The following is a 12,706-nucleotide window of genomic DNA, read 5'->3' on the forward strand; positions in this document are numbered from 1 at the left end:
CCCACGGACCGCGCGGCTCCCGCAGCCCGCACAGCACCACCGCGACATGCTGCGGCTGGTCCGGCAGCGACGCGTCGAGCGCCGCGATCTCCTCGTCGGTGGGACGCCGGTCGGTGGGGATCAGCTCGACGGCGCCGGTCTGCGCATGCGGGTGCACCACTTGAGCCATCCCGAACAGCGCAGTGTCCACCGCACCACGGGACACGTTGCGCAACAACGCTTCCAGCAGACCCGGCAGCAACGTGGTCGCGAGATTCGGCCGGTCGGCCTCCAGGGGGTTGAGCACCCCGGCGGTGGCCCGGCGTTTGTCGTCGGCGGGCAGACCCCAGGTGTCGAACACCCCGGCGGGCAGGAACGGTGTCGGCAGGATCTCGACGTACCCCGACAGGGCCAGCGACTTGCCGACGGCTCGTCGACGTTGCTGCACGGCGGTGAGCCCGCGCCCGGCCGGTGCCGTGGGCAGCACCGAGGGGATCATGTCGAGGCCCTCCAGCCGCAGCACCTCTTCCACGAGGTCGGCAGGTTGGACCAGATCGGGACGCCAGCTCGGCGGTGTCACCGTCAGCACGTCACGTTCGTCCACGGTGACCGTCGCGCCGATCTGCTCCAGCCGTGAGACGGTGGCGCCTTCCGGGTAGTCCACACCGGCGGTGCGGTCCGGCAGATCGAGGGCCATCCGCACCGGGGCCGGAGACCAGTCGTCGCGCGGCGGGTCACCGCGCCAGTCGGTCAGCGTGGGTTGGATTGTGCCACCGGCGATCTCGGCGAGAAGCCGCGAGCAGCGGTCGATCGCGGCCACGGAGATGGCGGGGTCGACGGCGCGTTCGTAGCGCCGCCCGGCCTCGCTGACCAGGTGCAGGCGGCGTTGGGTCCGCGACACCGTCGCCGGATCCCATACCGCAGCTTCCAACAAGACGTCTGTGGACTCGTCGTTGATCTCGGTGGTACCGGCTCCCATGATGCCGCCGATGGCGGCGGTGGCCGACTCGTCGACGATCAGGACGTCGCCGGGATCGAGCTTGCGTTCAACATCGTCGAGGGTGACGACGGTCTCCCCCGCCCGGGCGAATCGCACGTCGAAGGCCCCGCTGATCCGGTTGCGGTCATGGGCGTGCATCGGGTGCCCGAGCTCGATCATCACGTAGTTGGTGACGTCGACGGCGGGCGAGATCGGCCGGATCCCGGACAGCAGCAGCCGTCGTCGCATCCACCACGGCGTGAGTGCCTGCGGATCGATACCGGTGACCGCACGCAGCCCGAACCGGCTCACTCCGGTTCCGGGCTGGACAGTCAGCGGCCAGGCCTGCCCCTCGGCGGGCAGCGGTTCCACATCGGCGGGGTCGACAAAATCCAGTCCAAAAGCGCAGGCGATCTCACGGGCGATACCACGCACCGACAATCCGTAACCCCGGTCCGGGGTGATCGCCAGGTCGAGCACCACATCGTCGAGGCCCAGGATGTCGTAGGCCGCGTCGCCCGGTTCGGCGGTCCCCGGCGGCATCACCATGATCCCGGAATGGTCTGCGCCCAATCCGAGTTCGGCCGCCGAGCAGATCATGCCGTCGGAGGTCCGCCCGTAGGTCTTGCGCTTGGCGATGTGGAAGTCGCCGGGCAAGGTGGTTCCGGGCAGTGCGACCACCACCAGGTCGCCCACCACGAAGTTGCGGGCGCCGCAGACGATGTCGCGGACCCCGCCCCCGGCGGCCCCGACGTCGACCTTGCAGGCCCTGATCGGCTTTTTGAACTCGGTGAGTTCTTCGATCTCGGTGACCCGGCCGAAGGTCAACGGACCTGTCACCGGCCCGAGGGTGTGGACACCTTCGACCTCGTGGCCGACCCGGATCAGCGCCTGCTCGAGCTCCGTGGCTGAGACGTCCCAGCCGGGGGCACCAACGGAGACGACGTCACGCAACCAGCTGTAGGGGATCTTCATCAGGCACCCACCCCGAACGGGAGGGAGAACCGGACGTCACCTTCGACCATGTCCCGCATGTCAGGGATGCCGTTGCGGAACTGCAGGGTGCGTTCCAGACCCATACCGAACGCAAATCCGCTGTACACCTCGGGGTTGATCCCCGCGGCGCGCAACACATTCGGGTTGACCATGCCGCAGCCGCCCCACTCCACCCAGCCGGCGCCGCCCTTCTTGTTGGCGAACCAGACGTCGACCTCGGCCGACGGTTCGGTGAACGGGAAGAAGTGCGGCCGGATGCGGGTGCGGGCCTCGGGGCCGAACTCCGACCGAGCGAATGCGTCCAAGGTGCCCTTCAGGTTGGCCATCGTCAGGCCGCGGTCCACCGCCAGGCCTTCGATCTGATGGAAGACCGGGGTGTGTGTGGAGTCGAGCTCGTCCGTGCGGAAGGTGCGGCCGATCGAGATGATGTAGACCGGCAGCTCGCGTTCCAGCAGAGCCCGCACCTGCACAGGCGAGGTGTGGGTACGCAGCAGCTGACGCGAACCCTCCGGCGCGATGTGGAAGGTGTCGGATTCGCTGCGGGCGGGGTGGTCAGGCGGGAAGTTCAGCGCGTCGAAGTTGAACTGCTCGGTTTCGACCTCGGGACCTTCGGCCAGTTCCCAGCCCATCGCGACGAACGTGTCGGCGATGTGTTCGGCCAGGATCGTGATCGGGTGCCGTGCCCCGGTGGGCTGCCGGGTGGACGGCAGCGTCACATCGATGCGCTCGGCCACCAGCACCGCGGCGTCCCGCTCGGCACGCAGCTCGGCCAGCCGGTCATCGAAGAGCTGCTGGGCCGCGGTGCGGGCGACGTTGACCCGCTTGCCGGCATCGGCGCGGTCACTCTTGGGCAGTGCACCGAGGGCTTGGCGGGCCAGCGCCAGCGGCGATTTGTCACCAAGATGTTCGGTCTTGGCGCGGGCCAGGGCTTCGAGATCTCCGGCCAGCCCGAAGGCGTCGCTCGCGGCGCTGACCGCTTTGGTCAGAGCCTCCTCCGAGAGTTCGTGGACCTGGGTCAGGTCTGGGACCTGGGGTTCTTCACCCACGCGGCTCGGCTCCTCGAGTGTCGATTCCGGCATGAACGCAAGTGCCGATCATAGGTGATGCCGTCGCGATACCCTCGCGCCGTGGTCAGGGCTGTCATCGTCGCTGTTGTGTGGGTCCTCGCTGTCACGGCGGGACTGTTGGCAATCACAGTCCACCCGTGGTGGTGGCTGGTCGCGATCCCGGTGGGATTGCTGGCGGCGGTCGGCAGCTGGGATCTGGTCCAGACCCGGCACGCGATCCTGCGTAGCTATCCGATCATCGGTCATGTCCGGTTCCTGATGGAAGCCATCCGTCCGGAGATCCGCCAGTACTTCGTGGAGTCGAACACCGAGGCGACGCCGTTCGACCGTGAGACCCGGGACATGGTCTACGAGCGCGCCAAGGGCACCAAGGGCGACGAACCGTTCGGTACCGAGCGGGACGTGACGGCGGTGGGTTACGAGTTCCTGCGGCACTCCCTGCGTGCCCGGTTCGCCACCGATATCGCGCCGCGGGTACGCCTGGGCGGACCGGACTGCACCCAGCCCTATGACATCGCGTTGCTGAATGTCTCGGCGATGAGTTTCGGCGCACTGTCGGCCAACGCGATCGAGGCGCTCAACGGTGGCGCCGCCCGCGGCGGGTTTGCCCACGACACGGGTGAGGGCGGAATCAGCCCCTATCACCTGCGGCCCGGTGGCGACTTGATCTGGGAGATCGGCTCGGGTTACTTCGGCTGCCGGGACGCCGACGGCGGCTTCGATCCGCTGCTCTTTGCCGAGAAGGCGAAATTGCCCTCTGTCAAAGCCATTTCGATCAAATTGTCGCAGGGCGCCAAACCCGGGCTGGGCGGCGTCCTGCCCGGGCCGAAGGTCAGTCCCGAGATCGCGGCGACCCGCGGAGTGCCCGTGGGCCGCACGGTGGTGTCGCCCCCGGCACACCCGGCATTCCACACGCCGCTGGAGCTGATGGCGTTCATCGCCACGTTGCGCCGGCTTGCCGGCGGTAAACCTGTCGGCTTCAAGTTGTGTGTCGGCGCCCGCACCGAGTTCTTGTCGATCTGCCGGGCCATGCTGGACAGCGGCATCACCCCGGATTTTGTGATCGTCGACGGCTCCGAGGGCGGTACCGGCGCCGCACCTCAGGAGTTCGAAGACCACATGGGCATGCCGCTGACCGAAGGCCTGATGCTGGTGCACAACAGCCTGGTCGGTGTCGGCCTGCGGGATCGGATCCGTATCGGCGCCTCCGGCAAGGTCGCCAGTGGCGTCGATATCGTCACCCGCATCATCCAGGGCGCCGATTTCACCCTGTCGGCACGGGCGATGATGTTCGCCGTCGGCTGCATCCAGGCACTGAAGTGCAACACCAACCTCTGCCCCACCGGGGTCGCCACCCAGGATCCGGCGCGGTCCCGGGCTTTGCACGTGCCCGACAAGACCACCCGGGTGGCCAACTTTCAGCAGGCCACCGTGGCCAGTGCAGCCCAGATCGTCGCGTCGATGGGGCTGGACGGATTCGACGAGTTGTCGCCGGCGATGCTCAACCGTCGCATCGAAGGTCAACGGACCCGCACCTATGCCGAGATCTACGAGTGGCTGATGCCGGGGGAACTACTGGAGGACCCTCCGGAGTCATGGCGTACCGATTGGATCGGGGCCTGCGCCGACGAATTTCGGTGAGCGTCGTCTGGCTGACCCGCAGAAGTCCAGTCGGCCAGGTTTGGCCGGGAAAAGACAGAGCCGGCGCCCTTGCGGGTCACCGGCTCCTGACAGCGATCTGGTCGCCTCAGTGCTCTCCGAATTCGTGGCGCTGGGCGATCGCCAGCAGCTCTTCACGGACGGTGGAATCCGGGAGATCCCTGATCCGCGCGTAGATACGACGCAGTTCCCTGGAGCGCTTGACGCTGGCACGGTACTCCGTGATGGACACTCTTCTTCAACTCCTAGATCAATCCCGGATCGCGGGACCCCGATGCGATTGGCGTCGGGTCGACCTGGGGATTCTTGGTGATCCGACTCTTCCCATGGTCCTTGTTAATTCTGGGTAAATCAACCCGTGAGCTATGAGATGCGCTACACCCCAAGTGATTTGAGCCAGGACACAGCAAGTTTCTGATGTGTTGCAGCACACTCTCGACGGCGGGGCCGACGTTCGGTCACATCGATCGAGAGTTACCGCTCGGCGTCCGCCTCGTCAGCGGGATCACGTTTGGATCTGAGCTGGTACATCTCCATGCCGGCGGGCACGCCATGGGGTTTACCTGCGAAGATCTGCCGGCGCATCCGTTTTGCGCTGACTCCGAGCATGTCCAGTTGTTCCGGCTCGATCGACGCCAGGGTCGAACCCGAGACGATGATGCCGCCGCGGGTGGCGCGTTCCATCACCCTGGCCGCGATGTTGACATCGACACCCAGCCAGTCCGAGCCCATACGCTGCGGCCTGCCGGTATGCAATCCAAATCGCAGCCTCGGCGTATATCCTTGCACCTCAACACTTTTGACCGATTCTCGCGCCGCCAGCACCGCCGCGACAGCCACGACCGGACTCCGGAACACCGCCATGCTGCCGTCGCCCATCCGTTTGACGATGTGGCCGCCCCGGTCCAGCAGCGGTGGTTCGAGCACCGCCGCCAACCGCCGCAGCAGCCGCAAGGTGGCGTCATCGCCGGCCTGCAGCGACCATTCGGAGAATCCGACGATATCGGTGAAGACGATCGTGACTTCGGGGTTGGCGGGCCTGCGGGACACCCACTCGGTCACCGCCTGCCACACCTGCAACCCGGCCAGGCCCACCTCGCGGGTGGCGGTGTCGCGGGTGCTGAGGAGCCGGTCGGCGGCGCGTGCCGCCGCACGTGGACCACCTTCACCTGCCATGGACAGCGGATCACCGAATTCCGGGTCACCGGGCAGCGCACGACGCACTTGCCGGATCAGGCCGACGACGCCGGGGTGGGAGCTGGTGGCCCTGAACCAGGCGGACAGGTGCCGAGCCGGCTCCTGCTGGTCCTCACCGCCGGTGCTGCCCTCGGGCTCCATTTGCGCAACAGTAGGTGCTACCGCCGGACCCGGGCAATCACATCGGCGGTGACCGTCGGTCATCCAGACTCCTCACCAGGCCGATTTCAGGAGCGCGCGACCTCGACGTTGTCGACGGGGTTGACGCGACCGACGACCAACGGGTCGGCGGGGGTGAACGGGAACTGCGGCAGGTCGTCGATGTGGGTGTTGAACGCTGCGGCCAGCACCTGCCGGCTGTAGGCGCTCGCCGACGCCCGGTAGCCGATGTCGGCGGGGAATGGCTGGTCGAAGAAGATCAGGAAATGCCAGTCCTCGGTGCCGATGTTCTCGATGTGGTGCGGGTAGGCCCTCGGGATGAAATACATGTCACCGGTCGTCAGGGTCCAGGTGTCCAGCGTCCCGTCGGGATTCATCACCGTCATCCGGGCATCGCCGGCTTGGACGTAGCCCATTTCGCCGGTGATCGGATGCCAATGTGGTTCCCGCATGCCGTCTTCGGTGACACGCAGCGAGTACATCGACATGTTCTTCAGGGCCGGCCAGAACTGGTCGCGGGCAAAGCGGGCGTTGCCGCTGGCGTAGTTCAGCCCCGGCGCCTGGGCCTCGATGTCGAACTTGTGCGGGTCGGTGAAGTAGGCCGAGGCCGGGATCTCGGGATCGCCGAGGCGCCTGGCCAGTTTGTGATCGGTGGTGTCACGGCGAATCTTGGCCATGTCCGAGCTGGGCAGATCGTAGGTGTTGCCCAGCACGGCGTCGCTGAACGCCCCGAAGGTCGCGCCCAGCCCGAAGTCTTCGGGGCGCTCGTGGCGGAACGCGATGATGAATTCCGCGACGTCGGTGCCGATGTTCTCGATGTGGTGCAGCGATCCGGAGTCGATGTGGAACATCTGACCGGCGGTGACGATGAAGTTGGCAAACCTGTTGTGGTTGTCGAGCACCGACACCAGCGCCGTCCCCGACACGCAATAGGTCAGCTCGTTGGCGTTGGCGTGCCAATGCGGGGTGCGCATGGCGCCGGGGTTGAGCAGCACCCGTTTGATCGACAGATTCTTCAGGATGGGCAGGTTGTCGACCGTCACGCGACGCATCGACCCCAGGTCGTTCTCCTCGACGATCTCACCCTCGCGCAGTGAGGTGGTGTGGCCGCCGCGGGCAGAGGTTGTGGTCATGCGGGCCTCCTGGTGTGTCGCCTCCGGGTGTGTCGAGGTCCACTCTGGTCGATTGGATCGGCTGCTGTCATGGACGCTGACCGGAAACGACGGCACCGTCACCGGTACTCCGGCTGGTACCGCTGGCTGCAACAGACCCACCGGTGACATCGCTTGCCAGTCCGCTGTCCAACTGACGGGACGTCGGGCGACTGTTGCGACGGTCCGGCTGAGGTTCCGTTCAGAAGGCGGGATCGCGCCCGGTGCGCCGCGGTTGATGGTGCCGGAATAGATCTGCCACCCAGGACGGACCCGGGGCTTTCAGTGGTTGCGCCAGAGCCTGCTCGACCACCAGTGTCTGCTGGATCTCCTCGAGGTGTGTGCCCGGATACCGAGCTTCTGCTTCGGTGATGCCCCGCCGCAAAGTGAGCACGTAGTTCCGTTGATCCGAACTCGATTTCGACGCCGCGGCGCAGCTAGTTGGCGATCGGCCAACAAGCGACCTACTACTGGGCGGGAGATGGCTCCAGTCGGTGCCAGTCGGTGTTCTCTTGGTAGGCAGCCGCGATTTGTACCGCGGTCTCCTCACGGAACGGTCCGGCAACGAGTTGGCCACCCATCGGCATTCCCGAGGGATCCAATCCGACCGGCAAGGTCACCGACGGCAGACCGCTCATGGTGAACGGCACTGTGAAGCGGTGGATGCGAGCCACCAGATCGCTCGACATCGCGACCATATCCGCTGCCGGAGGTGTCACGAACGGCAATGCCGGCATGGCGATCGCGTCCACATGACTGAGGACGGCACGCATCCGCCCCGAGAAGTCCGCTCGGCGCTGCAACAGTTCGTCGTATTCGACAGCGGTCATCCGGGAACCGTCGGTGATGAGATCCGCCAGCGCACCGCCGTATTCACCCTCACGTTCGGCAAAATTGGCCCGGTGTCCCCGGGCGGCCTGAACGCCACAGATGCCGAACCAGTCCTCGTTGATCTGGCGGGCATCCGGGAGACGCACCGGCGACAGCCGGGCTCCGAGACCCACCAGGACGTTCAGCATGTCGCGGACCGCATCCGACACCGGGCGCTCGACGTCTTCGCTGATCCAGGTCTCGTCGATCCCGATCACGATGCCGTCGAGCCGTGCCCCGGATTCGGCAAAGTGGGGAATGGGCTCGTGGGCGGCTGTTGGATCGGCGCTGTCGGGTCCCGCCATCGCCTCCAGGATCATCGCCGCGTCCACAGCACTTCGCGCGATGACCCCCACGTGGTCCAACGAGGCCGCCAGCTCGAACACACCGGCTCGACTGACCCGCCCCCAGGTGGGCTTGATCCCGGTCGAACCCGTGACAGCAGAGGGCATTCGGATGGAGCCGCCGGTGTCGGAAGCGAGTGCCGCGTAGGCCAGACGCGCCGACACCGCTGCCGCGCTGCCGCTGGACGACGCCCCCACCCAGCGGTCCGGGTTCCACGGATTGCGGGGCGCGAGAAACGGCGGGGTGTGCTCGGCGTACACACCTTCGGTGGTGTGCACCTTTCCGATGATCACCGCCCCATGATCGAGCAGTCGCGTCACCGCAGTCGCCGAACCAGTCGCCAGCATCCCACGGCGGGAGGGCATTCCGATCTCACTGGGCCACCCGTCCACATCGAAGATGTCCTTGACGGCGACGGGCACACCGTGCAGCGGACCGCGTGAACGACCCGAGGCGATTTCCGCGTCCAAAGCTGTTGCCCTCGCCCGTGCACCCTCGGCGTCGACAAACGAGTACGCGCCGATCGCCTCGCACGTGGCGTCGATACGGTCCAGGAGTTCATCGGTCACCGCGCGTGAGGTCAGCTCTCCGCTGTGGATCCTCCGCGAGACGTCGACCAGAGACAGCCCTACTGCACTCACTTCTTCTCCTCATCATTTGCGGGGGTGGCCAGAAAGCGCTCACTGTCCTCAGCGGTCTGATCCATGTGGGCCGCCATCGCCTCGCGCGCCACATCAGGCAGGCCCGCCTCGATCGCGGCGAAGATCCCTCGATGATGTTCCAGGGCGTTTCGGCGGATCTCAGGCACTGCAGATGTTTTGGTGCGCCCCTCGTGTACTGCGGCGCCGAGCGGCTCGAGCAACACCGCCAGGAACGGATTGTGGGTGGCGGCGAAGATCGCCCAATGAAACTTGAGGTCCGCGGCAACGATCTTTTCGAGGTCGCCGGTCTCCATCGCCTGTTCCATCTCGGTGATCGCGTCGCCCAGATCGGCAAGATCTCGATACGTGCGCCGATGCGCGGCCACTTCTGCGGCACCGGTTTCGACAATCCTGCGAAGTTCGATGAGCTGCCGGGCGGTCTCGTGGTCGTTGGCGACCCGCGCGGCGAGCAGCGCCGGCTCCAAGGCCGTCCATTCCGACAGCGGGTTCACGAAGGTGCCCCGCCCGCGCTGCACGCGGACAATGTTTCGCACCCTCAGCGACTTGATGGCTTCGCGCACGGTCAACCTGCTCACCGACCATTGCACTGCCAGTTCCGATTCCGAAGGGAGTGCCTGATCAGGCCGGAACTGCCCGTCGGTGATCGCAGCGAGCAGATGCCCTGCCACCTGATCTGAGAGCGAGTCCCCCATACCGTGTCCTCACATCTGATGAATTGATGAGCCACTGTATCTCATGGCCGAAAGACCGCAGCTATCCCGAAACATCTGATGTCTCGAACACTGCCGTAGGACCGTGAAATCAGGTCTTTTACAGCCTCTTTCGTAGAAGTATACAAAAAGCTGGACAGGACCCCTATGCTTGCGTCACGATGTGAACATCAGATGTCTGATGAAAACTGATGTCCGATGAAAACTGTCGACGACCTTCTCCCCCTTGCGGCGGACCAAGCCCATCGCACCGAGACGAAGAACAGGAGCGCCCATGTCGCGCCGACTCGAAGCCCGAAACATCGGCATGACGTTCACCGGCACCGGCGACCCGAACGTGGTGTTACGTGATCTCACTTTCCACGCGGACGAGAACGAGTTCGTCTCGTTCGTCGGCCCCAGCGGCTGCGGTAAGTCAACCCTGTTCAACATCGTTGCCGGCCTGATCGAACCGACCACGGGCGACGTCTTTGTCGAGGGCGAGCGATCCACCGGCCGAGCGTCGAAGAAGGTCGGATACGTGCTGCAGAAGGACCTTCTCCTGCCGTGGCGCACCATCATGGACAACGTCATACTGGGCCTCGAGGTCCGCGGTATCAGCCGCAAAGACGCGATCGCGCGCGCCGAACCGCTGTTCGAGACCTACAACCTCGTCGGGTACGAAAGTGCCTATCCCAACGCAATCTCCGGCGGAATGCGCCAACGGGCCGCACTCATGCGCACCTTGGTGATGGATCCTGACGTGATCTTGATGGACGAGGCATACAAAGCGCTCGACTATCCCCTCAAGATCGCACTCGAAAGCGAACTGTTGCAAACAGTGAAATCGCTTGGCAAGACCGTCATTTTTGTCACCCACGACATCGAGGAAGCTGTGACGTTGAGCGACCGCGTCTACATCATGAAAGCCCGGCCCGGCGAGATCGTCTCCGAGATCTCCATCGATCTCCAGATCGAATCCACGCGCATCAACGAGCGGCGGCTTGCGCCACGCTTCAACGAGTATTACGAGACCATCTGGCGCAGCATCGGCGACAAGGCGATGGCGGCATGACCGCGGCCCGGGAGACCGAACGCACTCCAGACACGAGTTCGGCACAGCGGCAGCGCAAGCGACGTCTGACCGAAAGGCCCATGTTTGTCATGGGCCTACAAATCCTGATCGTTGTCGGCCTTCTGGCCGCCTGGGAGATCGGGGCAGCCCTCGGCGCCATCGACACCTTCCTGTTCTCCTCTCCCAGCCGCATCGCGGAAGTCCTGGTCCGGCGAGCAGACTCAGGCCTGCTCTGGACCGACATCGGCGTCACGCTCATGGAGACGGTCCTCGGCTACCTCGTGGGAGCCGTCGGCGGATCCATTCTCGGACTGGCACTTTGGTACTCGAGCTTTGTTGCCGGGCTCACCCGCCCGTTCATCGCCGCGATCGGCGCCATCCCGATTCTGGCGATCGCACCCCTGATCATCATCTGGTTCGGCACCGACATCATCTCCAAGATCGTGATCGTCGCCCTGAGTTGCGTGGTCGTGTCATTGACCAACGCCTATCGCGGTGCGCAGGAGGTCGACCAGGACTGGATCAACCTGATGCGCTCATTCGGGGCGACCAAGACCCAGACATTCTTCAAGGTCATCGTTCCCGGCGCCGGCCCCTGGGTGATGCAAGGTCTGCGTCTCAATGTCGGCTTCGCGATCGTCGGCGCCATCGTCGGCGAGTTCATCTCCTCCAGCAGCGGCATCGGCCACATGATCGTCCAAGGCAGCGCGACATTCTCGCTGTCGACGGTCTTCGCCGGCCTCTTCATCGTCATCCTCATGGTCGGCTTCCTGACTCTCGTCATGCGACTTGTAGAACGAATTCTCCCCGGCGCCACCAAAATCGAAAGGAAATAATCTCGTGTTCACCAAGCGTCGCCTTTTCGGCACCGCACTGGCTGCAGCCACTGCCGCCTCACTCATCGCTTGCTCCTCGGAGCCCAGCGGCGAACAATCCTCTGAGGTCCGGATCAACCAGGCCTTCCAGTCACTGCTCTACCTACCGCTCTACGTCGCCATCGACGAGGGTTACTTCGAGGAGCAAGGCGTCAACGTCAAGCTCACCACCGGGGGCGGCGGTCAGAACTCCTGGTCCTCGGTGCTCGGCGGTACCGACGACTTCTCCATCCACGACCCGGTCTTTGCGCCGATCTCGCACGAAAACGGCGGACCCGGGGTGGCGGTTGCCTCGATCCAGAACGCACCGGCGGTGTGGGTCGTGGGCAACGAAGACGAGTCGCTTCAGGCTGACGTCACCGGCTTCCAGGGCAGCAGTGTGGTGACGATGCCCGAACCCGACAGCACGTGGGCGTTCTTCAACTACCTCATGCGTGAGAACTCGCTGGACCCGAACACGGTCGACATCACCGAGGCGTCCGTCGGCAACGAGCTCGGCCCGTTCATGAGCGGCCGCGCCGACTATGCACTTGCCACCGAACCGCAGGTGAGCCAGGTGGAAGCGCAGGGCAAGCATGCAGTCTTCTCGTTCTCCGAGATCGAGGACTGGTACCCCTTCGCCTTCTCGTCACTGATGAGCACCGAGAAGTACGTTGACGAGAACCCCGAGTCGACCCAGAAAGTCGTGAATGCCCTTCAGCAGGCGTCCACCTTCATCTACACCAACACAGATGAGGCCGTGGCGATCGCGCAGAACTACTTCCCCGACCTCGAAGGCGACGTGATCGCCTCCGCGGTGAAGCGTGAACTCGAGGCCCGCGCCTACCCGGAGAACGTCGAGATCACCCAGCAGGCATGGGACAACAACATGCGCATCGCGGCGTTCGTCGGCAGCATCAAGGAATACCCAAGCGAGGCGACATCTTTCGCGACCAACGTGAACAACACGTTCGCCGAGAAAGCTGCAGCAGAGTACGCCAAGTAGTCAATGGTGGTGGTGAAC

General features: G+C 65.0%; 12 protein-coding genes. 4 read left to right on the forward strand and 8 right to left on the reverse strand.

From position 1 onward, the window contains the following. Both pheT and pheS read right to left on the reverse strand, forming a co-directional pair. Window positions 1-1,933 (reverse strand): phenylalanine--tRNA ligase subunit beta (pheT, locus tag WBB07_RS00580; protein ID WP_526303713.1); only part of this gene is annotated, 1,933 nt, incomplete at its 3' end. Next, window positions 1,933-2,973: a phenylalanine--tRNA ligase subunit alpha gene (gene pheS / locus WBB07_RS00585; protein ID WP_526303735.1), complete on the reverse strand. Its 1,041-nt coding sequence runs from the start codon at window positions 2,971-2,973 to the stop codon at window positions 1,933-1,935. The genes pheS and pheT, both read right to left, overlap by 1 nt. 108 nt (window positions 2,974-3,081) lie before the next feature. On the opposite strand from pheS, the gene WBB07_RS00590 reads away from it, so the two are divergent. Beyond that, window positions 3,082-4,662 carry an FMN-binding glutamate synthase family protein gene (locus tag WBB07_RS00590; RefSeq protein ID WP_526303715.1) on the forward strand — a complete coding sequence of 527 codons (1,581 nt, stop codon included), beginning with the start codon at window positions 3,082-3,084 and terminating at the stop codon, window positions 4,660-4,662. Window positions 4,663-4,768: 106 nt separating this feature from the next. Here WBB07_RS00590 and WBB07_RS00595 read toward each other — a convergent pair whose 3' ends face one another. The 6 genes from WBB07_RS00595 to WBB07_RS00620 form a co-directional block, all read right to left on the reverse strand. Then, complete coding sequence (locus WBB07_RS00595; protein WP_526303717.1) at window positions 4,769-4,912, reverse strand: hypothetical protein; 144 nt, start codon at window positions 4,910-4,912, stop codon at window positions 4,769-4,771. A gap of 242 nt (window positions 4,913-5,154) precedes the next feature. Then, the gene (locus WBB07_RS00600) at window positions 5,155-6,018 is read right to left on the reverse strand and encodes an adenylate/guanylate cyclase domain-containing protein (protein WP_526303719.1); all 864 of its coding nucleotides are present in this window, start codon (window positions 6,016-6,018) and stop codon (window positions 5,155-5,157) included. A gap of 86 nt (window positions 6,019-6,104) precedes the next feature. Further along, window positions 6,105-7,169, reverse strand: coding sequence for a cupin domain-containing protein (locus WBB07_RS00605; protein WP_526303721.1), 1,065 nt, complete (start codon window positions 7,167-7,169; stop codon window positions 6,105-6,107). A 220-nt stretch (window positions 7,170-7,389) separates the two neighbouring features. Next, window positions 7,390-7,581 (reverse strand): hypothetical protein, encoded by a 192-nt coding sequence (locus WBB07_RS00610; protein ID WP_526303723.1) that lies wholly within the window; start codon window positions 7,579-7,581, stop codon window positions 7,390-7,392. A gap of 73 nt (window positions 7,582-7,654) precedes the next feature. Beyond that, window positions 7,655-9,043, reverse strand: a complete 1,389-nt coding sequence (locus tag WBB07_RS00615) for an amidase (RefSeq protein WP_526303725.1) — start codon at window positions 9,041-9,043, stop codon at window positions 7,655-7,657. Beyond that, window positions 9,040-9,756: a FadR/GntR family transcriptional regulator gene (locus tag WBB07_RS00620; RefSeq protein ID WP_526303727.1), complete on the reverse strand. Its 717-nt coding sequence runs from the start codon at window positions 9,754-9,756 to the stop codon at window positions 9,040-9,042. The genes WBB07_RS00615 and WBB07_RS00620 overlap by 4 nt, the downstream gene beginning before the upstream one ends. Before the next feature lie 292 nt (window positions 9,757-10,048). Between WBB07_RS00620 and WBB07_RS00625 the strand changes: the two genes are divergently transcribed. Genes WBB07_RS00625 through WBB07_RS00635 form a run of 3 tightly spaced genes read left to right on the forward strand, consistent with a single transcriptional unit; the run spans window position 10,049 to window position 12,688 of the window. After that, entirely contained in the window at window positions 10,049-10,828 is a 780-nt protein-coding gene (locus WBB07_RS00625; protein WP_526303729.1) for an ABC transporter ATP-binding protein, read from the forward strand. Continuing rightward, window positions 10,825-11,664: an ABC transporter permease gene (locus tag WBB07_RS00630; protein WP_526303731.1), complete on the forward strand. Its 840-nt coding sequence runs from the start codon at window positions 10,825-10,827 to the stop codon at window positions 11,662-11,664. Before WBB07_RS00625 ends, WBB07_RS00630 begins: the two co-directional genes overlap by 4 nt. A 4-nt stretch (window positions 11,665-11,668) precedes the next feature. Then, window positions 11,669-12,688 (forward strand): ABC transporter substrate-binding protein, encoded by a 1,020-nt coding sequence (locus WBB07_RS00635; RefSeq protein ID WP_526303733.1) that lies wholly within the window; start codon window positions 11,669-11,671, stop codon window positions 12,686-12,688. Window positions 12,689-12,706 lie beyond the last annotated feature (18 nt).

The sequence above is a fragment of the Mycobacterium sp. genome (genome assembly GCF_049647605.1).
Classification (GTDB): Bacteria; Actinomycetota; Actinomycetes; order Mycobacteriales; family Mycobacteriaceae; genus Mycobacterium.

Coding starts and splice junctions, on each gene's coding strand:
- WBB07_RS00600 (WP_526303719.1), bottom strand. CDS start 6,018: ATGGAGCCCGAGGGCAGCACCGGCGGTGAGGACCAGCAGGAGCCGGCT.
- WBB07_RS00605 (WP_526303721.1), bottom strand. CDS start 7,169: ATGACCACAACCTCTGCCCGCGGCGGCCACACCACCTCACTGCGCGAG.
- WBB07_RS00620 (WP_526303727.1), bottom strand. CDS start 9,756: ATGGGGGACTCGCTCTCAGATCAGGTGGCAGGGCATCTGCTCGCTGCG.
- WBB07_RS00625 (WP_526303729.1), top strand. CDS start 10,049: ATGTCGCGCCGACTCGAAGCCCGAAACATCGGCATGACGTTCACCGGC.
- WBB07_RS00630 (WP_526303731.1), top strand. CDS start 10,825: ATGACCGCGGCCCGGGAGACCGAACGCACTCCAGACACGAGTTCGGCA.